General features: G+C 70.0%; 19 protein-coding genes. 10 read left to right on the forward strand and 9 right to left on the reverse strand.

Features of this window, described 5'->3' with window-relative positions:
- The first annotated feature begins 129 nt into the window (after positions 1-129).
- Complete coding sequence (gene serA, locus FIP57_RS07915; RefSeq protein ID WP_203231112.1) at positions 130-1,326, forward strand: phosphoglycerate dehydrogenase; 1,197 nt, start codon at positions 130-132, stop codon at positions 1,324-1,326.
- A gap of 8 nt (positions 1,327-1,334) precedes the next feature.
- Here the strand turns inward: serA and FIP57_RS07920 are convergent, their stop codons facing one another.
- Positions 1,335-2,711, reverse strand: coding sequence for an HNH endonuclease signature motif containing protein (locus FIP57_RS07920; RefSeq protein ID WP_148572969.1), 1,377 nt, complete (start codon positions 2,709-2,711; stop codon positions 1,335-1,337).
- A 134-nt stretch (positions 2,712-2,845) separates the two neighbouring features.
- On the opposite strand from FIP57_RS07920, the gene FIP57_RS07925 reads away from it, so the two are divergent.
- Complete coding sequence (locus FIP57_RS07925; protein WP_148572970.1) at positions 2,846-3,958, forward strand: CapA family protein; 1,113 nt, start codon at positions 2,846-2,848, stop codon at positions 3,956-3,958.
- Here FIP57_RS07925 and FIP57_RS07930 read toward each other — a convergent pair.
- The 3 genes from FIP57_RS07930 to FIP57_RS07940 are packed head-to-tail and all read right to left on the reverse strand — an operon-like array spanning position 3,947 to position 6,657.
- Positions 3,947-4,789 (reverse strand): M15 family metallopeptidase, encoded by an 843-nt coding sequence (locus FIP57_RS07930; RefSeq protein WP_148572971.1) that lies wholly within the window; start codon positions 4,787-4,789, stop codon positions 3,947-3,949. The genes FIP57_RS07925 and FIP57_RS07930 overlap by 12 nt on opposite strands.
- A gap of 27 nt (positions 4,790-4,816) precedes the next feature.
- Positions 4,817-5,671, reverse strand: coding sequence for an ABC transporter permease (locus FIP57_RS07935; RefSeq protein WP_148572972.1), 855 nt, complete (start codon positions 5,669-5,671; stop codon positions 4,817-4,819).
- Positions 5,668-6,657 (reverse strand): ATP-binding cassette domain-containing protein, encoded by a 990-nt coding sequence (locus tag FIP57_RS07940; protein WP_148572973.1) that lies wholly within the window; start codon positions 6,655-6,657, stop codon positions 5,668-5,670. The genes FIP57_RS07935 and FIP57_RS07940 overlap by 4 nt, the downstream gene beginning before the upstream one ends.
- Before the next feature lie 193 nt (positions 6,658-6,850).
- Between FIP57_RS07940 and FIP57_RS23130 the strand changes: the two genes are divergently transcribed.
- On the forward strand, positions 6,851-6,994 hold the full coding sequence (locus FIP57_RS23130) for a hypothetical protein (protein WP_162529712.1): 144 nt from the start codon (positions 6,851-6,853) through the stop codon (positions 6,992-6,994).
- A gap of 21 nt (positions 6,995-7,015) precedes the next feature.
- Here FIP57_RS23130 and FIP57_RS07945 read toward each other — a convergent pair whose 3' ends face one another.
- The 3 genes from FIP57_RS07945 to FIP57_RS07955 all read right to left on the reverse strand — a co-directional run bounded on the left by FIP57_RS07945 (position 7,016) and on the right by FIP57_RS07955 (position 8,741).
- Positions 7,016-7,303, reverse strand: a complete 288-nt coding sequence (locus FIP57_RS07945; protein WP_148572974.1) for a DUF2516 family protein — start codon at positions 7,301-7,303, stop codon at positions 7,016-7,018.
- 105 nt (positions 7,304-7,408) lie between these two features.
- Positions 7,409-8,371 carry a hypothetical protein gene (locus tag FIP57_RS07950; RefSeq protein ID WP_148572975.1) on the reverse strand — a complete coding sequence of 321 codons (963 nt, stop codon included), beginning with the start codon at positions 8,369-8,371 and terminating at the stop codon, positions 7,409-7,411.
- 1 nt (position 8,372) lies between these two features.
- Complete coding sequence (locus FIP57_RS07955) at positions 8,373-8,741, reverse strand: helix-turn-helix domain-containing protein (RefSeq protein ID WP_148572976.1); 369 nt, start codon at positions 8,739-8,741, stop codon at positions 8,373-8,375.
- Between the two features lie 232 nt (positions 8,742-8,973).
- Here FIP57_RS07955 and cysC point away from each other — a divergent pair, with 232 nt between their 5' ends.
- The 6 genes from cysC to FIP57_RS07985 all read left to right on the forward strand — a co-directional run bounded on the left by cysC (position 8,974) and on the right by FIP57_RS07985 (position 16,855).
- Positions 8,974-10,284, forward strand: a complete 1,311-nt coding sequence (gene cysC / locus FIP57_RS07960; RefSeq protein WP_148572977.1) for an adenylyl-sulfate kinase — start codon at positions 8,974-8,976, stop codon at positions 10,282-10,284.
- The gene (locus tag FIP57_RS07965; RefSeq protein WP_203231125.1) at positions 10,284-11,261 is read left to right on the forward strand and encodes a sulfite exporter TauE/SafE family protein; all 978 of its coding nucleotides are present in this window, start codon (positions 10,284-10,286) and stop codon (positions 11,259-11,261) included. Before cysC ends, FIP57_RS07965 begins: the two co-directional genes overlap by 1 nt.
- 102 nt (positions 11,262-11,363) lie before the next feature.
- Positions 11,364-12,281 carry a sulfate adenylyltransferase subunit CysD gene (gene cysD / locus FIP57_RS07970; RefSeq protein ID WP_148572979.1) on the forward strand — a complete coding sequence of 306 codons (918 nt, stop codon included), beginning with the start codon at positions 11,364-11,366 and terminating at the stop codon, positions 12,279-12,281.
- A gap of 32 nt (positions 12,282-12,313) precedes the next feature.
- Positions 12,314-13,564 carry a sulfate adenylyltransferase subunit 1 gene (locus FIP57_RS07975; RefSeq protein WP_148572980.1) on the forward strand — a complete coding sequence of 417 codons (1,251 nt, stop codon included), beginning with the start codon at positions 12,314-12,316 and terminating at the stop codon, positions 13,562-13,564.
- Positions 13,565-13,595: 31 nt separating this feature from the next.
- Positions 13,596-13,943 carry a phosphomannose isomerase type II C-terminal cupin domain gene (locus tag FIP57_RS07980; protein ID WP_148572981.1) on the forward strand — a complete coding sequence of 116 codons (348 nt, stop codon included), beginning with the start codon at positions 13,596-13,598 and terminating at the stop codon, positions 13,941-13,943.
- A gap of 218 nt (positions 13,944-14,161) precedes the next feature.
- Positions 14,162-16,855 carry a Calx-beta domain-containing protein gene (locus tag FIP57_RS07985; RefSeq protein ID WP_162529713.1) on the forward strand — a complete coding sequence of 898 codons (2,694 nt, stop codon included), beginning with the start codon at positions 14,162-14,164 and terminating at the stop codon, positions 16,853-16,855.
- 81 nt (positions 16,856-16,936) lie between these two features.
- On the opposite strand, the gene FIP57_RS07990 is transcribed toward FIP57_RS07985, so the two are convergent.
- Positions 16,937-17,380 carry a VanZ family protein gene (locus FIP57_RS07990; RefSeq protein WP_148572983.1) on the reverse strand — a complete coding sequence of 148 codons (444 nt, stop codon included), beginning with the start codon at positions 17,378-17,380 and terminating at the stop codon, positions 16,937-16,939.
- Positions 17,377-18,375 (reverse strand): CAF17-like 4Fe-4S cluster assembly/insertion protein YgfZ, encoded by a 999-nt coding sequence (gene ygfZ, locus FIP57_RS07995; protein ID WP_148573057.1) that lies wholly within the window; start codon positions 18,373-18,375, stop codon positions 17,377-17,379. Before ygfZ ends, FIP57_RS07990 begins: the two co-directional genes overlap by 4 nt.
- 714 nt (positions 18,376-19,089) lie before the next feature.
- Between ygfZ and FIP57_RS23135 the strand changes: the two genes are divergently transcribed.
- A complete protein-coding gene (locus FIP57_RS23135; RefSeq protein ID WP_162529714.1) occupies positions 19,090-19,968 on the forward strand; it encodes a glycosyl hydrolase family 18 protein in 879 nt (292 codons plus the stop codon).
- Position 19,969: the final 1 nt, after the last annotated feature.

Raw genomic sequence — 19,969 nt, forward strand, 5'->3', positions numbered from 1 at the left:
GCAGAGGCGTTCAGATCCGTGGACGTCTGGGGGGTTCGATCCCAACACATCGCGCAACCACCTCCGCCAGCTGTCTCGCGGATCGGGGCGGGCGTGTGGCCGGGAGCTGCACCTGAGAGAGTCGTGGACGTGAGAGCACTTCTGTTGGAGAACCTGCACCCCCTGGCCTCTCGAATCCTCACAGACGACGGGATCGAGGTCGAGACTCGCCTCGGCGCGCTGAGCGAGGACGAGCTGATCGAGGCCCTCGACGGTGTCCAGCTCCTCGGGGTCCGCTCGAAGACCAACGTGACGAAGCGCGTGCTCGACGCCCACCCCGACCTGGTGGCGGTCGGCGCCTTCTGCATCGGCACCAACCAGATCGACCTCGCCGCGGCGTCCGGGCACGGCATCGGCGTCTTCAACGCTCCGTTCTCCAACACCCGCTCGGTCGTCGAGCTGGCGATCGCGAACATCATCGCGCTGGCCCGCCGGCTCACCGAGAAGGACCGGGCGATGCACGAGGGCGTCTGGGACAAGTCCGCCACCGGCAGCCACGAGGTCCGCGGTCGCACCCTCGGGATCGTCGGCTACGGCAACATCGGCTCGCAGCTCTCCGTCGTCGCCGAGTCGCTCGGCATGCGGGTGTTCTTCTACGACACCGAGGAGAAGCTCGCGCTCGGCAACGCCAAGCGGTGCTCCTCGCTCGACGAGCTGCTCGAGCTGTCGGAGACCATCACCCTCCACGTCGACGGCCGGGCCGGGAACGCGGGGATCTTCGGCCCCGAGCAGTTCGCCCGGATGCGCCCGCGCTCGCTCTTCCTCAACCTCTCCCGCGGCTTCGTCGTCGACTACGACGCGCTCGCGGAGTCGCTGAAGTCCGGCCACGTCGCCGGCGCCGCGGTGGACGTCTTCCCCGTGGAGCCGAAGACGCGTGGTGACCGGTTCGAGTCGCCGCTGCGCGGGTTGCCGAACGTCATCCTCACGCCGCACATCGGCGGCTCGACCGAGGAGGCGCAGGAGGACATCGGCCGGTTCGTCGGCACGAAGCTCCGCGACTACGTCCGGCTCGGCACCACCACCCTCTCGGTCAACCTGCCGATGCTCGCCGCCCCGCGGTCCGACCACGCCCAGCGCATCGCGCACCTCCACGAGAACCACCCCGGCGTCCTCGCGGCGCTGACCAACGTGCTCGCCGAGGGCGACGTCAACGTCGGCGGCCAGGTGCTCGCCACCCGCGGCCGGCTCGGGTACGTCGTCACCGACACCGACTCCGAGCTGACCCCTGCTGTCTGCGAGGCGCTGCAGTCGATCGAGGGCACGATCAGGCTGCGCGTCATCGACTGACGCGCGCCTCATGCGGCACCCCGGTGCGCCGCCGGATGGTCCGCCCAGGGATCCACACCGCCCCTCCACCTGCTCGGCCATCGGTGCCGGCAGCGGATGCTCCCGTCCGGGAGCCACTCGTGCTCGTACCTCGAGTCGTGCACCCGGCGATGGTGGTGGCCACACAGCGGCGCAGCGTTCTCGAGGTCGGTCGGCCCGCCCTCGGGCCAGGGTTGTCGATGGTGCAGCTCGCACCAGGCGAACGGTCGTTCGCACCCCTTGGCGGGGCAGCTGTCGTGGATCGCCCCCAGCGCCGCAGCCTGCTGCCAGGTGAAGAGCCGCTGCGAGGTTCCCAGGTCGAGCGGGACGGACTTGCCACCCCACACGAGCGGGATGTGCCTCGCCTCGCAGGCGAGCCGACGGACCTGCTCGTGGCTCAGCGTCACTCCGGTGTCCAGAGTGCCGGCGCCGTATCCCTCCCGCAGCTTGTCGGCGTCGATGTTGACGGGGAGCAGGAACTCGGAGCGGCCGACGTGGTGCCCCGTCGTGGGCACGTGCTCGATGAGCTCGCAGAAGGCGAGCCCCATCCGCTCGGCGAAGCTCATGCCGCCGTGGGTGGGGACGGTCGGGTCGATGACGACGTTGCCGGCCGCGTCCGTGCTCTTGCGCCGCGGCGCGCTGAGCCGTTCGCAGGCCTGCTTGAGCATCAGTGCCTGCGCCTCGGGCAGCTCGCCGCGGACGGTCCACGTCCCGTCGCCGTTGTCGCTGACCTGGAGCCAGGTCCGCCGCTCGGCACGCCGCTCCTGCTCGATCAGCTGGTCGCCCTCGTGCTGGTCAGCGAGCCGCTTCGACAGCGGTTCGAGGATCCTGCGGGCAGCACGGCGGAGCCGACGCGGGCACAGCTGCTCCGCCTTGCCGATCAGCTCCTTCTCGCAGCGCTCGAGCTCCTCGACCGGAATGCCGCCGGGCACCAGCTCGGCGACGGACTCGGTAGCCGACTCCGCGGCGCGCACGATGATCGCGGCGTGCTCCTCACTGATCCGACCGTCGACGAGCGCTGCACGGGTCTGGAGGTACTTCTCCTCCAGCAGGTTCGCCAGCCACACGCCTCCCCACGAGCGGGCGCGGTTGCGTCCGGCTGCCGCCGCCCACGCTGCTGTGTCGGTGGCCGCGGTGTCCTCGGGAGCTCCGCTCCGGTCCGCCGCCGCGACCACGTGCAGCCGGAGGCCGCCCACCCGCCCCTCGAGCGAGGCTTGGAGGCGAAGCGTCTCGGACAACTGCTCGGGCAGCATCCCCTCCGCAGTGACCCAGCCGGACCGACGTCCGCGCTCGTCCCGCACCACCGCCTCGTCGAGTGCAGCGTGCGCCGCTCGCAGCGCTGCGAGGAGCGGTGGTGTCTTGGTCATGGAGCTACTCCACCAGCCGGCACCGACAGAGATCGTGCCTCCGAACGGAATTCTGTGGACAACCCAACCGTCGTAGCGACTACCGTTGAGCCCCGTGGCCGGGAGGGCGGCCACCTGACCGACCGGGCGGTCGCATGGACGTCACCCAGCGCACGCGGAACACCGCCGCTCTCGTCCTCGCCCTGCTCCTGGCCGTCGGGTTGCTGGCCAGCTGCGACGGCGGTGGCTCGGACAACGACGACCCACCGCCCCCACGCGCCGCCCCCACCGCGACCCAGACGCCGGAGCCTGCTCCGCCGGAGCCGCCTCCCTCCGTCATCACCCTCGGCTTCGCCGGCGACATCCACTTCGAGCGCCACGTCGCCCAGTGGCTCGAGCGGGTCGACGCCCGCCGCCCGCTCGGCCCGGTGACCGAGCTCCTCCGCGCCCCCGACCTGATGATGGTCAACCTCGAGACGGCGATCGCGACCGGTGGTCAACCGGAGCCGAAGCAGTACACCTTCCGCACCTCCCCCGCCGCGCTCGACCTGCTCGCCGCCTCCGGGGTCGACGTGGTGACGATGGCCAACAACCACGGGGCCGACTACGGACGCTCGGGGCTGCGGGAGACGCTCGCCGCGATCGACGGCGGGCCGCTCCCGGTGGTCGGGATCGGCCCGGACATCGAGGCAGCCTTCGCGCCGTACCGCGCGGAGATCGCCGGCACCAGCATCAGTGTCTTCGGCGTCAGCAGCCGTCCGGAGCACACCGCGAAGCGGTTCGCGGCCACGGAGACAACCGCCGGCATCGCCGTGGCGATCGAGCCGCACCGCCGGCTGCTCTCCGCGGTCCGCCGCGCCGACGAGGCCGGCGACCTGGTCGTGGTCTACCTGCACTGGGGGCAGCAGCACCGCACCTGCGCGGACCCGCGGCAGCAGCGGATGGCGCGAGCGCTCTCGCGGGCCGGTGCGGACGTGGTCGTCGGAAGCCACGCGCACGTGCTCCAAGGCGCGGGGTGGCTGGGCAGCACCTACGTGGCCTACGGCCTCGCGGACTTCATCTGGTACCACAACTACCGGCCGGACACCGGGGTGCTGACGCTCCGGGTGCGTGACGGCGAGGTGGTCCGCCACCGGTTCCACCCGACGCTGATCCAGTCGAGCGGCGTCCCGCTTCCCCGGCAGGGCCAGGACCGCGTCGACGCGCTGCGCGCGTGGGACGCCCTCCGCGGCTGCTCCGGGCTGACGCCGTTCCCGTCAACGCCCTGACGCGGAGAAGTGCTGGTAGTCCTTCGAGCTGTTCCAGGTGCCGCCCCACACCCAGCCGATCCGACGGAACGCGCGCACGGCGGGGTCGTCGTCGCTGATGACGCCGAACCGGGTCGAGGCACCAGCACTCCGGTCGACGTCCGCGAACCGGGATCCCTCGATCGGTGAGATCGTCCCGTCCTTCACGTACGGGTTCTGCACCGGGTTGATGTCGATCGCCTTGCCGTAGGCGTGCTCGGACCAGCGGTCGGTCCCGGCCACCCGCCGGCAGTTGTACGCCGACGTGTTGTTGGCCGACATCGACCGGTCGTCGTCGCCCTCGTACTCGTCGACCAGCACCATCCGCCCGATCGGGAACAGCTGCTGGTAGAGCTCCCGAAACACGGCCACGACGTCCTCCGCCACATCGGCGTGGACGACCATCTCGCCCTGACGGACGTTGCCCTTGAAGTCGATGTGGCTCATCCGCAGGTAGCGCAGGTCGTCCAGCGCGACGGGGCAGCCGTCGCGGTGGCTCCACCGCATCCGCCGCTCGAGCGCGGCATCGATGCGGCTGATCGACGACTCGTACGCCGGGAGTCCGGACTCGGCCGGCGACGGCGAGCCGGACGACGGCGTGGCCGAGGGCGTGGCTGAGGGAGTGGCCGGGGGCGACTCCGACTCATCAGGCGAGTCCGAGGCCGCCGGCGACTCCGACAAGGGTTGCCCGGCACCGGGGTCGGCGCCGTCACCGGACGAGGTGCAGCCGACCACCAGCAGCAGCGCGACGACGCCGAGCACCACCACCCGCGTGGGGGCTCCCCCACGCCCGCGTGCACCGGCCGGCCTCATGGACCGGACGGTACCCGCGGACGACGGTCAGTCGCGCGACCGACGACGGAACGCCCGGAGCGCGAGCGGCGCGATGATCGCGGTGATCAGCAGCGCCCACATGATCGTGAACGGCACTGGGTGCTGGAGCTGGTACGCGGCGGTGGCCGGCGCCTCGGGGCCGTTGCCCCACAGCTCGCGCGCCGCCTGGGTGAGCGCGGAGACCGGGTTCCACTCGGCGACGAACTGCAGCCAGTCCGGCATCCCCTCGGTCGGCACGAACGTGTTCGCGAGGAAGGTGACCGGGAACATCGTGGTGAACATGAATCCGTTCACCGCCTCGACGGAGTCGAACATCGAGCCGACGAGGATCCCGATCCAGATCATCGCGAAGCCGACGAGCAGGAACAGCGCGAAGGCCAGGACGGCGTTGAAGAACCCCTCCCGCATCCGCCACCCGATCGCCAGCCCGGTGATCGCCATGATCGTGATGCCGATGCTGGAGTGGATCAGGCTCGAGAGGCTGCGGCCGACCAGGATCGAGGAGCGCGCGATCGGCAGCGCCTTGAGCCGGTCGACGAACCCCTTCTGCAGGTCGTTGACGAGCCCGATCGCGACGATGAACGAGGAGAAGATCATCGTCTGCGCCATGATCCCGGGGATGAGGAACTCCCGGTAGCCACCCTCCGCGCCCGGCACGGCGATCGACCCGCCGAACACGAAGGCGAACAGCAGCACGAACATCACCGGCTGGATCGTCACGTCGAGCAGCAGCTCCGGCATCCGTCGGATGTGGAGCAGGTTGCGCCGGACGACGAGACCGCAGGCGCCCAGGAACGAGGGTGGCTTGAGCGTCTCGCGTGCGAACCCGGCGTCGGAGTGGACTGCGTGCAGGGTGGTCATCGGACCGCCTCCTCGAGCTCGGGCTGGTCGTCGGTCGAGACGTCCTCCGCGGTGTGACCGGTGAGGTGGAGGAAGACGTCGTCGAGGCTGGGGCGCTGGAGACCGAGGTCGTCGACCTCGATCGCGGCCCGCGAGATCGCGTCACCGATCGCGAGCATGTCCTGGAGCCCGGTCGCACGGACGGCGATCCGCCGTGCCCCGTGGTCGACGTGGACCTCGTCGGTGAACTGCCGGAGGATCCCCTCGGCGGAGCCGAGGTCGGACGCGTGTGTCACGTGGACCACCACGCTCGCCCGCCCCGCCTGGTCCTTCAACTGGGTCGGGGTGCCCTCGGCGATGATCTGCCCGCGGTCGATGACCACGATGTTGTCGGCGAGCTGGTCGGCCTCCTCGAGGTACTGCGTCGTCAGCAGCAGGGTCGTCCCGTCGCGGACCAGGCCGCGGAGCACGTCCCACAGGTCCGTGCGGCTGCGCGGGTCGAGCCCGGTCGTCGGCTCGTCGAGGAACAGCACCGGCGGGGTGGCCACCAGGCTGACCGCGAGGTCGAGCCGGCGTCGCATGCCTCCGGAGTAGGTCTTGGCGGTCCGGTCGGCGGCCTCGGTGAGCGAGAACCGCTCGAGGAGGTCGTCGCCGATCCGGCGTACCTCCTTGCCGCTCAACCCGGCGAACCGGCCGATGAGCCGGATGTTCTCCCGGCCGGTGAGCAGCTCGTCGACGGTCGCCGACTGGCCGGTGAGCCCCATGCTGCGACGCACCGCGTCGGGCTCCTTGACGATGTCGTGGCCCGCGACCCGGCCGGTGCCGCTGGTGGGCCGGGACATCGTGGTGAGCATGCGCACGGTGGTGGTCTTGCCGGCACCGTTGGGACCGAGGACGCCGAGCACGGAGCCGGTGGGCACCGAGAAGCTGACGCGGTCGACGGCGACGTGGTCACCGAACTTCTTCACGAGGTCGATCGCTTCGATGGCTGGTGAGCTGGAGGACATACCCCCACGACAGCAGCCACGTCCGACAATCATCGATCATTTTCCGGGTCGACTAGACCACCGAATCACCCCAATCCGACGCAACGGGACAACCGTCCTCGGCCGTCATGGACATAGGTCCCGAGCCGCCCTAGCGTGAAAAACGCGGCCGTTGCTCGGCCGCGCCTGGCGCGCCTTTGGGAGAGGAGTGCTCATGACCATCGTGTTGCTGGTCCTGGGAGTGTGGTTCTCGTTGCTGGTCGCCTATGTGGCGCTCAAGGCACGTCAGCCGAAGCTGGTCCACCCGACTCCACCACGCCTGGTCGCCCGCAGCACCTCGCGCCGGCACGCCGCCTGACGCCGGCGGTCAGGAACCGGCTCAGGAACGCCGCAGGGACCGGATCGCCGGCCGGACGTCGACGAGGTAGACGATCGCCGCGACGATCCCGACCAGGTTGAAGATGTTGATCGGGTGCCAGAAGAGCATGTGCGCCGCGACTGCCAGGCCGAGGATGATCAGCCACGCCTTCTTGGTGAGCTTGTCGGCGGCGACGTAGGCGTCTGGCCGTTGGGTCACGGCGTCGACGAACGCGAAGGCCTGCGCCACGAACATCGCCAGGCTGATCAGCGACAGGAGGATGTCCGGCGCGGCGAAGAGGCTGCTCACGGAGCACAGCCTAGCGGCGCCGCGAACCTCTGGCGGGGTCCCGCGACGACGACGAACCCCGGCCGTGAGGACGGGGTTCGTCGCTGGAACGCTCGACGCGGTGCGTCAGGCCTTCTTGGAGGTCGCGGCCTTCGACGTCGACGACCTGGTCGACGCGCCGGTGGTGGCCGTCTTCTTCATGGTGGTCCGCTTCGCGGACGCCTTCTTCGGCGCGGGCGCCTTCCTGGCGGCGGGCGTCTTCTTGGCGGCAGCGGTCCCGGTCGTGACCTTCTTGGTCGCACGCTTGCGGACCGGCGGGGCGGGCTGCTCCACGGCGGCGACGCTGGCGGCGTCCTCGGCTCGGGCGGCCGCCTGGGCGGCGGCCTTCTCGACTTCGGCGGCGACCGGCTTCACGGGCTCGGCGTCCTCGCGGATGATCTCGACGTCGCCGGAGAGGGAGTCGTCACGGAGCTTGGCGACGGAGGCCTTGCCACGGGTGACGAGGGTGTCGAACGCCTCGGCCTGCTCGCCGAGCGCCTCGGTGAGGTCGCCGCGGAGCTCCTGGGCCTTCGCCTCCCACTTGGCGACGAGCGCCTTCAGCTCGCCCTGGAGCTCGGTGACCCGGCCCTGGGCGGTGCCGGGAAGCGCGCGGACCTGGCCCTGCAGCTCCTCGACGCGGCTCTGCGCCATACCGGGGAGCCCCTTGAGCCGGGCCTGCAGCTCCTCGAGCCGCGCGGGGAGCGCCTTGACGTCGGCGACGACGGAGCCCTGGAGGGCGGTGACCCGCTTCTGCGCCTCGGCGGGGAACCCGGCGACGTCACCCTGGAGCTCGTCGATGCGCGACTCGAGCCGCTCCTGCGCCGTCTTCGCCTCCTTGACCAGCTCGTCGATGCGCGCGGCGAGCTGGGTGCGAGCCTGGTCAGCGACCGCGGCGCGGTCGAGCCCGGCCACCCGCTTCTGCAGGTCGGCAGCGGCCTCCCGCAGCTTCTCGACGGCGATGTCCCCGGCGCCGACCCACGCGTAGAACGGCGCGGTGACCTCGAGGTTGTACGACGGCACACGGTTCTTGATCGCGGTCCTGGTAGCCATCTCAGGCTCCTTCCTGGTTGGTGTTCGCTGCCCGGAACGACCGGTAGACGTCCAGCAGCGACTGCTTCTGACGTTCGGTGAGGCCGGTGTCGGCCAGGACGGCGAGCTCGACGGAACGCACCTCGCCGTCCTCGGGATTGAGGAAGCCGGCACGCACGTAGAGCGTCTCTGCCGAGATCCGCAACGCCTTGGCGATGGACTGCAGCACCTCGGCCGAGGGGCGGCGGAGTCCTCGCTCGATCTGGCTCAGGTAGGGGTTGGAGACGCCGGCCGCCTCAGCGAGCTGGCGCAGCGTGAGCCGGTTGGCGACCCGCTGCTCGCGCAGGTAGTCGCCGAGGCTCCCGACTGCTCCCCCGATCCGTGTCGCCATGGCCCCACTCTGCTAGCAGGAGCAAGCAGAAGCAAACGCAGCCGTCGTGATCCACCCCACGCCTGCCAACAGGACAACGCAGCAATCGAATGCGCGTCAGCTAGCTGGTGGCATGCATCACGACCATCCCTGCCTGTGCCGCGCACCCGCGAGGCGTCCAGCGCTCCGGCAAGGCCCGACTCGACCCTGGTTCGACGCCGTATGTCTAGCGAGTTAGTCCATACTGGGCCCGGTGACCGCACTGCCCCAGCACTGCCCGACGGCCCGGGAGCTCGACGACCTCGAGCTGCTCTCGACCGGGGCCCTCGGCGACCCTCCCCGGTTCGGCGCCGCCGGCGACCCGGTGACGCTCGCCGTCCCTGAGGACCTCGCTGCTTCGGCCTCCGATGCAGGGGGCGTCGAGCTCGTCGACCCAGAGGGGCTGCCGCTCGCCCGGCTCCACGTCGAGGGGACCTACGCCGCCGGCTCCCTCACGGGCCTCACGGGGCAGGTCCAGCCCCTCCAGCACCCGGAGTACGGCGCGTTCCGCCAGCACTACCTGACGCCGGCCGACGTCCGGGAGCGGCACCGTGACGCGCTGGCGGTGCCTGTCGCCGGCCCGCTCTCCGAGGCGGACCTGGAGCAGATCCGCAAGCAGGCCGACGGCCGCCCTGTCGTGCTGCTCGCGCTCGCCGGCCACGGCACCGCGTCATACGCCGGGCGCGGGCTGAGCGCCAAAGCCATCATCCGGGCCACGCTCGCCGCCGCCCGTCTCCTCGACGACGCGACCGTGGTCGCCGTCCCGCTGGCCTCCCGCGGCCCGGGGCGCGCCGAGGACGACGAGGTGCTGCGGCGCACTGTGGTCGCGGCCTACGCCACCGGCGAGGTCCTGACGGTGACCGGCGAGGGGCCGCTACCGATGGAGGTGGCCCACGTCGTCGACTTCGAGGCTCCGCCGCGGGACCGCCAGGGGCTCGTCCTCTTCTTCACCGGGCTCTCCGGGAGCGGGAAGTCGACGCTCGCGCGAGCCCTGCACGACGTCGTCCTCGAGCGCGGCGAACGCACCGTCACCTCCCTCGACGGCGACGTCGTGCGCCGGAACCTGTCAGCAGGGCTGACCTTTTCCAAGGCGGACCGCGAGACCAACATCAGGCGGATCGGCTGGGTGGCCGCGGAGATCAGCCGCCACCACGGCATCGCGATCTGCAGCCCGATCGCCCCCTTCGACGAGACCCGCAAGCAGGTGCGGGCGATGGTCGACGAGGCTGGCGGGGCGTTCTTCCTCATCCACGTCGCCACTCCGGTCGAGGAGTGCGAGCGGCGTGACCGCAAGGGGCTCTACGCCAAGGCCCGCCGCGGCGAGATCCCCGAGTTCACCGGCATCTCATCGCCGTACGAGGAGCCCGAGGACGCCGACGTGCGCGTCGACACGACGGGTCGGACGATCCCGGACGTACTCTCCGAGATCCTGGCGGCTCTCGACGAGTCCGGCTACCTAACCGAACCCCAGGTGGTTGAGGAGCGAGCGAAGCGAGCGTCTCGAAACCACCAGGAAGGCCCGTGATGGAGCTCCTGGGCGGCGACTTCTTCCCGATCCTGGCCGCCGGCTTCTTCGTCGGCATCATCGTCGGGCTGACCGGGATGGGCGGTGGGGCGCTCATGACGCCGGCACTCATCTTCCTCGGCGTCGGGCACACCGCGACGGTGGTCACCGCAGACCTGACCGCGGCCGCCGTCTACAAGACCGGTGGCGCCCTCGTGCACTCGAGACACGGGTCACCGAACTACGAGCTCGCGAAATGGCTGATCATCGGCTCGGTCCCGATGGCATTCGCCGGGCCGTTCCTGGTCAAGGCGGTCGTCGATCCCGCCGAGGTGGAGTCGGCGCTCCAGTTCGCCATCGGCGTCGCGCTCCTCTTCGCGGCCTCGACGTACGCCCTGCGTATCTACCTGGGCATGCGGCAGCGGGCCCGCGGCAAGGAGCAGACGCGGACCGATGTCGCCGTCCGACCTGTCCCGACGCTGCTGGTCGGCGCCCTCGGCGGAGCCCTGGTCGGCATCACGTCAGTGGGGTCGGGCTCGGTGATCATGGTCGCGCTGCTGATGCTCTACCCGGCGCTCTCCGCGGTCCGGCTCGTCGGGACCGACCTGGTCCAGGCGATCCCCCTGGTCCTCGCGGCCGCGATCGCCAACATCATCGCCCACGGTCTCGACTGGGGGCTCGTGATCCCGCTGATCATCGGCTCCGTCCCCGGGACGATCCTCGGCTCACGGCTCGCGCCGATGGTGAGCCAGTCGATCATCCGGCGTGGCATCGTCATCGTGCTCACCATGAGCGGTGTCGCGCTGCTCGACAAGGCCGGCTGGGCACCGCTCGGCGAGGACGAGACCTACCCGATGCTCGTCGCCGGGGTCGGCTTGGCGATGCTCGTGCTGGTGCCGGTGGTGTGGGGGCTCCTGCGGCGCTCCGAAGGGTTGCCGTTCTGGGGTGCGCCCACCGTGCGACAGATCGAGGAGGACCTCTCGACCCGCGGGTCCTGAGGCTCCTGCAGACTCACCTGCTGGACTCCCCGGGTAGCGGTCACGGGGACAGTCAGCGCCGACTACCATGTCGGTCTACCCACGGAGAGGTTCGCCCACGGGATGACGATCACTACCCACGCCGACTACCGGCTCAGCCAGCTCGACGAGCTCGAGGCCGAGTCGATCCACATCTTCCGCGAGGTCGCGGCGGAGTTCGAGAAGCCGGTCCTGATGTTCTCGGGCGGCAAGGACTCCATCGTGATGATGCGGCTGGCGGAGAAGGCCTTCTACCCGGCCAAGATCCCGTTCCCGGTGCTCCAGGTGGACACCGGCTACGACTTCCCCGAGGTGTTGGCCACCCGGGACAACTGGGTCAACCGCCTGGGCGTCCGGCTGATCGTCGCCAGCGTCGAGCAGGCGATCAAGGACGGTGTCGTCGTCGACGACGGCAAGACCTCGCGCAACCGGCTCCAGATCGGCACCCTGCTGAACGCCCTCGAGACCGAGGGGTTCACCGCGGCGTTCGGCGGTGGCCGGCGCGACGAGGAGAAGGCGCGAGCCAAGGAGCGCGTCTACTCCCACCGCGACGAGTTCGGCCAGTGGGATCCCAAGAACCAGCGCCCCGAGCTGTGGTCGCTCTACAACGGCCGGATCCACGAGGGCGAGCACATGCGGATCTTCCCGCTCTCGAACTGGACCGAGCTCGACATCTGGCACTACATCGGCCGGGAGGAGATCGAGATCCCCTCGATCTACTTCAGCCACCAGCGCCGCGTCTTCCAGCGCGACGGGATGCTGCTCTCCGAGAGCGAGTTCAACCCGCTCCGCCCCGGCGAGACCGTCGAGGAGCGCACGGTGCGGTTCCGCACCGTCGGCGACCTGACGCTCACCGGCTGCGTCGAGAGCGAGGCCGCGACCATCCCCGAGATCATCGACGAGATCGCCATCGCCCGGGTGACCGAGCGCGGCGCCACCCGCGGTGACGACCGGTTCTCCGAGGCCGCCATGGAAGACCGGAAGAAGGAAGGCTACTTCTGATGTCGAGCACCACCCCTGAGGGAAGGCCTTCCATGGACCTCCTCCGCTTCGCCACCGCCGGCTCCGTCGACGACGGCAAGTCGACCCTGATCGGGCGGCTGCTCCTCGACTCGAAGGCCATCTTCGAGGACCAGCTCGAGGCCGTCGAGGCCACCAGCCAGTCGCGGGGCTACGACTACACCGACCTCGCGCTGCTGACCGACGGGCTCCGCTCCGAGCGGGAGCAGGGCATCACGATCGACGTCGCCTACCGCTACTTCGCGACCCCGAGCCGCAAGTTCATCATCGCGGACACCCCGGGCCACGTGCAGTACACGCGCAACATGGTCACCGGCGCCTCGACCGCCGACCTCGGCCTCGTCCTGGTCGACGCCCGTCAGGGGCTCACCGAGCAGTCGCGCCGGCACGCCGTGATCCTGTCGCTGCTGCGGGTGCCGCACCTCGTGCTCGCGGTGAACAAGATGGACCTCGTCGACTACGACCAGAAGGTCTACGACTCGATCCACGAGGAGTTCACCGCCTTCGCGACCAAGCTCAACATCCCTGACCTCGAGGTCATCCCGATCTCGGCGCTCAAGGGCGACAACGTCGTGACCCGGTCCGAGCAGATGGACTGGTACTCCGGCCCGACGCTCATGCACCACCTCGAGAACGTCCACGTGGCCTCGGACCGCGACCTCGTCGACGTCCGCTTCCCGGTGCAGTACGTCATCCGTCCGAAGTCCGACGCCTACCACGACTACCGCGGGTACGCCGGCCGCGTCGCCGGTGGCGTTCTCAAGCCGGGCGACGAGGTCATGGCGCTCCCGTCGGGGCTCACCAGCCGCATCGCCGGGATCGACCTCTTCGACAAGGAGGTCTCCGAGGCGTTCCCCCCGATGTCGGTGACGGTCCGCCTCGAGGACGACATCGACGTCTCGCGTGGCGACATGCTGTGCCGGCCGCAGAACGCGCCGAAGCCCAGCCAGGACATCGACGCGATGATCTGCTGGATGACCAACACCCCGCTGTCCCCGCGGCAGAAGCTGGCCATCAAGCACACGACGCGGACCGGCCGGGCGTTGGTGAAGGACATCCAGTACCGCCTGGACGTCAACACCCTGCACCGCGACCAGGACACCAAGCAGCTCGGGCTCAACGAGATCGGCCGGGTGCAGCTGCGCACGACCGTCCCGCTGCTGTGCGACCCTTACGTCAAGAACCGCACGACGGGGTCGTTCATCCTGATTGACGAGGCGACCGGCGTCACCGTCGGCGCGGGGATGATCAACAGCAATTCCTGATCGCGGCATGAGCACGCGAGAAGACCGGAGCATGCTGGAATCCGAGCAGCGCCCGTGGGGGTCCTGGCACGTCATCGACGTCAACCACGGATACAAGATCAAGCGGATCCACGTGAACCCGGGCTGCCGCCTCTCGTACCAGACGCATCAGTACCGCAGCGAGCACTGGGTCGTCATCTTCGGCGTGGCGACCTGCATCATCGACGGCCAAGTCGTCACCGCCGGCCCAGGAGAGTCGGTAGACGTCCCCCAGGGCGCCAAGCACCGGTTGTGCAACGAGGGCAAGCAGGAACTTGTCATCGTCGAGGTCCAGCACGGCGCATACACCGGTGAAGACGACATCTGCCGGCACGACGACGACTACGGCCGACACGAGTAGGACGAGGCACCCGAGACCCCGCTCCGCGACACCGCAGCTGCCCACCCCGCCCTACCGGGCCAAGAGGGGACGACAGTCCCTTCCAGGGCCGACCACCCGTTGGGACCATTCACCATCGGTGCTGCCTCTTACACAGCGTGGGAGTTCGCTGCAGCCACTGGGGGGATACGGGGAATCCAATGCCAATGCATGCACTACCGCGCACCCTGCGCGCATCCGTGGTCGTCGCACTGACCGTGCCGACACTCGCCGTGGCGGCGGTGTCCCCCGCGCAGGCGGCCACCAACACGGTCATCAAGGTGACCCCGGCGTCGGGCCTGCAGTCGGCGACGACGCAGGGCGTCGAGGGAGACGCACCGACCGGCTTCGGCACCGGCAGCATCCGCGCCGCCGCCACGACGGCCGGAGCCAAGTCGGAGTTCAGCTTCTCCGCCGTGCAGCTCTTCGGCCGCGACGAGGTCACGATGGACGAGATCGCGTCGATCTCCTACCGGACGAAGATGGGCACGGCCCACTCTGGTGCGAACCCGCAGGACTGGTCGCTCGTGCTCTATACCGAGCCTTACGCCGGTGACCTATCGACGGCGACCTGGTACGGCGACCGCTACGGCGCAGAGCCCTACTTCTCGGCGAACCTCGACGACCCGGCCGACATGTGGAACACGTGGTCGACCGACGGCGCGACCAACACCCTCCGCTTCTACGAGTCGACGGCAGGCGCACCCGGCGCCACCTTCGGGGCATACGACGACCCGCACTGGGACGCGTTCAAGGACGGCAGCTCGCTCGGCAGCACCTCCGAGCGCGGCACCCGGGAGTTCTCCGGCATCACGGTCTCCACCGGGTCCGGCTGGGCCAACGGGTTCCAAGGCCAGCTCGACGGGCTCGTCATCACCCTCACCGACGGCTCCACGGCCACCGTGAACTTCGAGCCGGACGGCGCGGCGTGCACGACGACCTGCTACGTCGACGCCGCGAACGGCAACGACGCCAACGGTGGCGCCAGCGCCGACGACGCGAAGAAGACAATCCAGGCGGCGGTCGACGCGGTCCAAGAGGGCGGCACGGTGCACGTCGCGGCCGGCACCTACACCGCCGGGGCGAGCATCACCAAGCCCCTGACGCTCGACGGAGCGGGTAGTGGCTCCACCGTCATCCAGGGCAGCAACTCCGGCAAAGGGCTGCGGATCGGCAATGTCAGCGACGTCGAGGTCTCCGACCTCACGGTCCGCGACTTCGAGGACGGCGTGTACGTCGGACCCGCACCCGTCTCCGGCATCAGCCTCACCGACGTCGCGAGCCTCTCGAACCAGCGGCACGGCGTCATGGTCGAGGCGTTCGACGCCGCCGGGGTCTCCCTGACGCGGGTCGACTCCTCGGAGAACGGCACACCCGGCTCCGGCGGTCGCGGACTCTGGGTGATCAACGGCGAAAAGACCGGCATCTCGGTCCTCGACGGCACCTTCAACAGCAACGCCCTCGTCGGCATCGACATCAGCGACGGCTCGGTGACCGGGCTCCGCATCACCGGCAACGAGGTGCGCGGCAACGGCGACGCCGGCATCAGCGTCTTCGGCGTCCAGGGCCCGGGTGAGAACCAGGTCTCGGGGAACACCCTGGACAACAACGGCCGCTACGGCATCGAGGTCAAGAACGCGACCGGCAATGGAGCGACCACCGGCGGTGGCTCCGTCGTCGTCAGCGACAACATGGTCAGCCGCACGACTGCTGCCACGGACCTCCGGGACCACGCAGGCATCAGCGTGATCCGCCGCGGTCCGCAGCCCCAGACGGCAGACCAGCCGTCGGGTGTCGTGGTGACCGGCAACGACGTCAGCGGGTTCCGCAGCAACGCGACGGGCTCGACGGGCGAGGGATTCGGCATCGTCGTCGAGGGCACCGGCCACGTCGTCGACCACAACACCGTCGACAACAACGACGTGGGGATCCAGGTCCAGGCCGGCAACACCGCGAACGTGCAGGGCACGCCGTACTTCGACCGGGGCGACGCGCACACGAGCTCGGCTCTCGTCAACCGCAACGGGATCACCGCCAACACCGTCGGTCTTCGCAACGTCGGTGACCAGACGACGGACGCCACCTGCAACTGGTGGGGCTCCGCGGACGGCCCGGGAGGCGAGGTCCCGGGTGCCACCACGGACCCGTGGCTGCGCTCCGCGAACCTCGACGGCCCGTGCGGTGCGGTGCCGCCGACGATCGACGTGACGACCCAGCCGCGAGTCAACGAGGGCTCGAGCGCCTGGTTCACGATCCGCCTCTCGGAACGGCCGACCGAGCCGGTGACGGTGAGGTACTCCACGGAAGACGGCACAGCGACGACCAGCTGGTCGGCGATCGGTGGCGCCGACTACACCGCCCGGTCCGGCAGCGTGACCTTCCGACCCAACGGCCCGCTCAGCAGGACCGTGACGGTGCCGACGCGCAACGACAGCGCCGACGAGTCCGACGAGACCTTCGAGCTCCGGCTCAGCGACGCCCAGGGTGGCGAGCTCGGCACCGCGGTGGCCGAGAAGACGATCACGGACAACGACGGCGCGCCGAGGATCACCATCGGCGACGTCTCCGTGGCCGAGGGCAACCCTTCGAACAACAGCATCACCACCGACATGAGGTTCACCGTCCGGCTCAGTGCTGTGTCCGCGAAGGACGTCTCCGCGAGCTGGTCCACGCGCAACGGCACGGCGGTCGGGGGGACCAGCGGCGGCGACTTCGTCTCGGCGAGCGGGACCGTGACGATCCCTGCGGGTTCACGTCAGGCCACGCTGGTGGTCACGATCCGCAAGGACCGTCAGCGGGAGCGCAACGAAGAGCTCGGCGTCCAGTTGTCCAGCCTGGTCAACGCCCGGGCGGGTGACCTCTTCGCCCGGGGCACGATCCGGAACGACGACTGAGCTCCGAACACGCGCGGGTGGCGGACCCCGACGGCCCCCTGGTGGAGGCCCGTCGGGGTCCGTCGCGTCCGGGCCGAGTGGTCAGCCGTATCGCCTCGCGTTCGCGCCTCGCCGCTCGTTCCACGTGACCGCGGCGAGGGCCCCCAGGAACGTGCCCACCGTGTTCGTCGCGACGTCCCACGCAGAGCCGTCGCGCCCGGGGAGGAAGACCATCTGCACGGCCTCGAACGCGATGCTCGCCAGCGCCCCCACGATTGTGATCCGAGCCAGCGACCACCGCGGCAGGAGCGTTGTCAGGACGGCGCCGACGGGAAGGAACAGGACCACGTTCAGCGCCCGCTCCCACAGGGTCTCGGAGGCGAACCAGCTCGGCGCGCCGCCGTCACGGAGGACTGCGCTGATCTTGTGGATCAGCCTGGTCGGGACGTCAGAGGTCGGCTCCAGAAGGATGACGAGCAGCCCGACGAGCACCACACCCCCGGTCACCAGCAGCCCGACGCGCGGGCGCGCCGGCGGATTCGTCACCGCAGCTGCGGTCGCACGTGGAGCCCGACCTCGGGGTCGACCACGACCTCCTGCGCTGCGGGGATGCCGTCGGCGTCGAGCTGGGCGTCGACCGGCACGTTGCGCTTGAGCACCGCGAGCGCGATCGGGCCGAGCTCGTGGTGGCGGGCGGAGCTGCCGACGAAGCCGATCACCTTGCCGCCGAGCTTCACCTCGCCGTGGACCGCCGGCAGCCGGTTCTCGGTGCCGTCGAGGTGCAGCAGCGTCAGCCGCCGCGGCGGCCGGCCGAGGGTGTGCACGCGGGCGACGGTCTCCTGCCCCCGGTAGCACCCCTTGTCCAGATGCACGGCAGGGCCGATCCACCCCATCTCGTTGGGGATCGAGCGGTGGTCGGTGTCCACGCCGAAGCGGGGTTCGCCGCGGGCGATGCGGAGGGCGTCGTACGCCCAGAGGCCGCAGGCCGGACCGGCGGCCTTGGCGTACGCGGCGAGTTCGGCGCGGGGAACGAGGTCGTACTTGCCGGTGGTGGTTTCGACAGGCTCTACCGCCGCAAGACCCTTGGTTTCGATAGGCTCAACCACCCCGGGGCGCCAGGCGACGGCGAGCTCGGCGGTGAGCTCGGTGACCTCGACGCGCATCATGAACCGCATCCTGTCGAGGAACTCGACGAGCGGCCCGACCGTGCCGGGCTCGACGTGGGCGGTGAACGACTCGCCGTCGTCGACGCCGACCAGGTGGTGCTCGACGTGGCCCTGCGGGCTCAGCAGCAGCGCCTGCACCCACCGGCCGGGCTCGAGCGCCTCGACGTGCTGGGTGCTCATCGCGTGGAGGTACGTCAGCCGGTCCGGGCCGGTCATGCGGAGGACGCCCCGGTGCGAGAGGTCCACGAAGCCGTCACCCGCCTCGAGGGTGCGCTGCTCACCGACGAACGACCCGTAGTGCGCCGCCACCGGCGCATCCACCCCGTCGGCCGCCACCGCTCCGGGCAGGTCGAGCAAGGGGCTGGGGGTGACCATCACGCGACCAGTCTAGGCGCCGAGCCTCAGCGCCCCCCACCTCGTGGGAACTCCCCGCCCCTCCCGAGTCGACCGGAACCCCCAGGCGACGCATCACGCAAAAACGAAGAAATCGGACGTCTCGGCGCGCACAATGAGAGAGTGCGCCACTGTCACGATCCTGGGATGCCGCACTCATCGAGGTCATCTGCGGGGCGTTGGGCCACTGTGCTCACCACCGCCATGGCCGTGGTCTCTGTCTTCCTGCTCGTCGTGGCGGCGCCTTCGTCGGCCAGCCGACGTGCGGACACGGGCACGTCCAATGCTTCGTTCGAGCAGTGGTCCTCGAGCGCTCCACGTTGCTGGCACCACGAGCGACCGGCCAAGGGGCGTTCCTCGGTGCGACGGACTGCCGCCGCGCACAAGGGGAAGAGTGCGGCGTCGCTCACCGTCTCGGCCGCTCGAGCGCGCGCGATGCTCATCTCGAACCGGAAAGTCGCGTCGTGCACACTCACGGTGGACTCAGGGAGCCGTTACGTCGTCCGGGGGTGGTACCGGGGGTCCTCACCGCGGCTCGCGGCATTCGTGCGGATCGGCAACCGATGGAAGGCGCTCGGCACGAGCCGCGCCTTCCCTCGCCACACGACATACCGCTCGATGTCCTGGACGACTCCCCGGATGCCTGCACGTGCCCGCGCCCTAGCTGTCGGGGTGGTGCTACGCCGGGGAGCGGTCGTGGTGGACGACATCACCGTCCGGCGGGTGAAACCCTCAGCCGGTTCGACCACCGTTGCTCCTCCCCCACCTTCCTCAACCGAAGCGGGGCTCATCAGGCCCGTACGCGGCATCTACTGGACGAACTGGGGGCGGGACACCCCACTCGACAGCCTCCCGAGCGAGTACAACCTCCTCTACGCGGCCTTCGCCTACGGCGACGGGTCCGGCACGGGCCGGGCCGTCTTCCGTCCGGACGACGGGTCAGGTGTCTCGGCCGCCGAGTTCGCCCGTCAAGTCCGGGTAGCCCAAACTCAAGGCCGACGCGTGGTGCTCTCCATCGGCGGGGCGAATCCCGTCGGCCTACGGATGGAGACTCAGGCTCACGTCGACCAGCTGGTCAGCAGCGTCTCGTCCATCGTCGACACCTACGGCTTCGACGGCATCGACTGGGACCTCGAGCAGGCCGGCACCTTCTCCGCCGACACGCTCACTGCGGCGACGCGCGCCTTCACCGATCGCTACGGGCCGGAGTTCATCGTCACCGCAGCCCCGTCGCCCTCCTCCGCGCCCTACAAAGAGTTCGCGCGCCGGGTGGGCGACGACCTGGACCTGATCACTCCGCAGTACTACGGCTACGTGTCGGCCGACCGCGTCGCCGATATCCGATGGCGGACCTTCGAGCTCATCGAGACTTACGGTGTGGCGCCGTACCGCATCGGGTTCGGCGCCAAGGTCGGCAACGACGCTCTGACCTCGCCCGTCGGGGTCTGGCGGGACGCGGTGATAGCGATGCAGCACCGCTACCCGGATTTCGGGGGTGCCATGGTGTGGGATGCCACCGCCGAACGTCTTGCCGGGAACCCGTTCGCCACCACCGTGTCCCCGGCGTTTCACTGAG

The organism is Nocardioides caldifontis (genome assembly GCF_008087345.1).
Taxonomy (GTDB): domain Bacteria; phylum Actinomycetota; class Actinomycetes; order Propionibacteriales; family Nocardioidaceae; genus Marmoricola_A; species Marmoricola_A caldifontis.

Excerpts from the sequence above, each read along its gene's own strand:
- FIP57_RS07935 (WP_148572972.1), bottom strand. The coding sequence starts at position 5,671 with ATGACCACCCTGCACGCAGTCCACTCCGACGCCGGGTTCGCACGCGAG.
- FIP57_RS07940 (WP_148572973.1), bottom strand. The coding sequence starts at position 6,657 with ATGTCCTCCAGCTCACCAGCCATCGAAGCGATCGACCTCGTGAAGAAG.
- FIP57_RS07965 (WP_203231125.1), top strand. The coding sequence starts at position 10,284 with ATGGAGCTCCTGGGCGGCGACTTCTTCCCGATCCTGGCCGCCGGCTTC.
- FIP57_RS07980 (WP_148572981.1), top strand. The coding sequence starts at position 13,596 with ATGCTGGAATCCGAGCAGCGCCCGTGGGGGTCCTGGCACGTCATCGAC.
- ygfZ (WP_148573057.1), bottom strand. The coding sequence starts at position 18,375 with ATGGTCACCCCCAGCCCCTTGCTCGACCTGCCCGGAGCGGTGGCGGCC.
- FIP57_RS07950 (WP_148572975.1), bottom strand. The coding sequence starts at position 8,371 with ATGGCTACCAGGACCGCGATCAAGAACCGTGTGCCGTCGTACAACCTC.
- FIP57_RS07930 (WP_148572971.1), bottom strand. The coding sequence starts at position 4,789 with ATGAGGCCGGCCGGTGCACGCGGGCGTGGGGGAGCCCCCACGCGGGTG.
- FIP57_RS07920 (WP_148572969.1), bottom strand. The coding sequence starts at position 2,711 with ATGACCAAGACACCACCGCTCCTCGCAGCGCTGCGAGCGGCGCACGCT.
- cysD (WP_148572979.1), top strand. The coding sequence starts at position 11,364 with ATGACGATCACTACCCACGCCGACTACCGGCTCAGCCAGCTCGACGAG.
- FIP57_RS23130 (WP_162529712.1), top strand. The coding sequence starts at position 6,851 with ATGACCATCGTGTTGCTGGTCCTGGGAGTGTGGTTCTCGTTGCTGGTC.
- FIP57_RS07925 (WP_148572970.1), top strand. The coding sequence starts at position 2,846 with ATGGACGTCACCCAGCGCACGCGGAACACCGCCGCTCTCGTCCTCGCC.
- FIP57_RS07955 (WP_148572976.1), bottom strand. The coding sequence starts at position 8,741 with ATGGCGACACGGATCGGGGGAGCAGTCGGGAGCCTCGGCGACTACCTG.
- FIP57_RS07975 (WP_148572980.1), top strand. The coding sequence starts at position 12,314 with ATGGACCTCCTCCGCTTCGCCACCGCCGGCTCCGTCGACGACGGCAAG.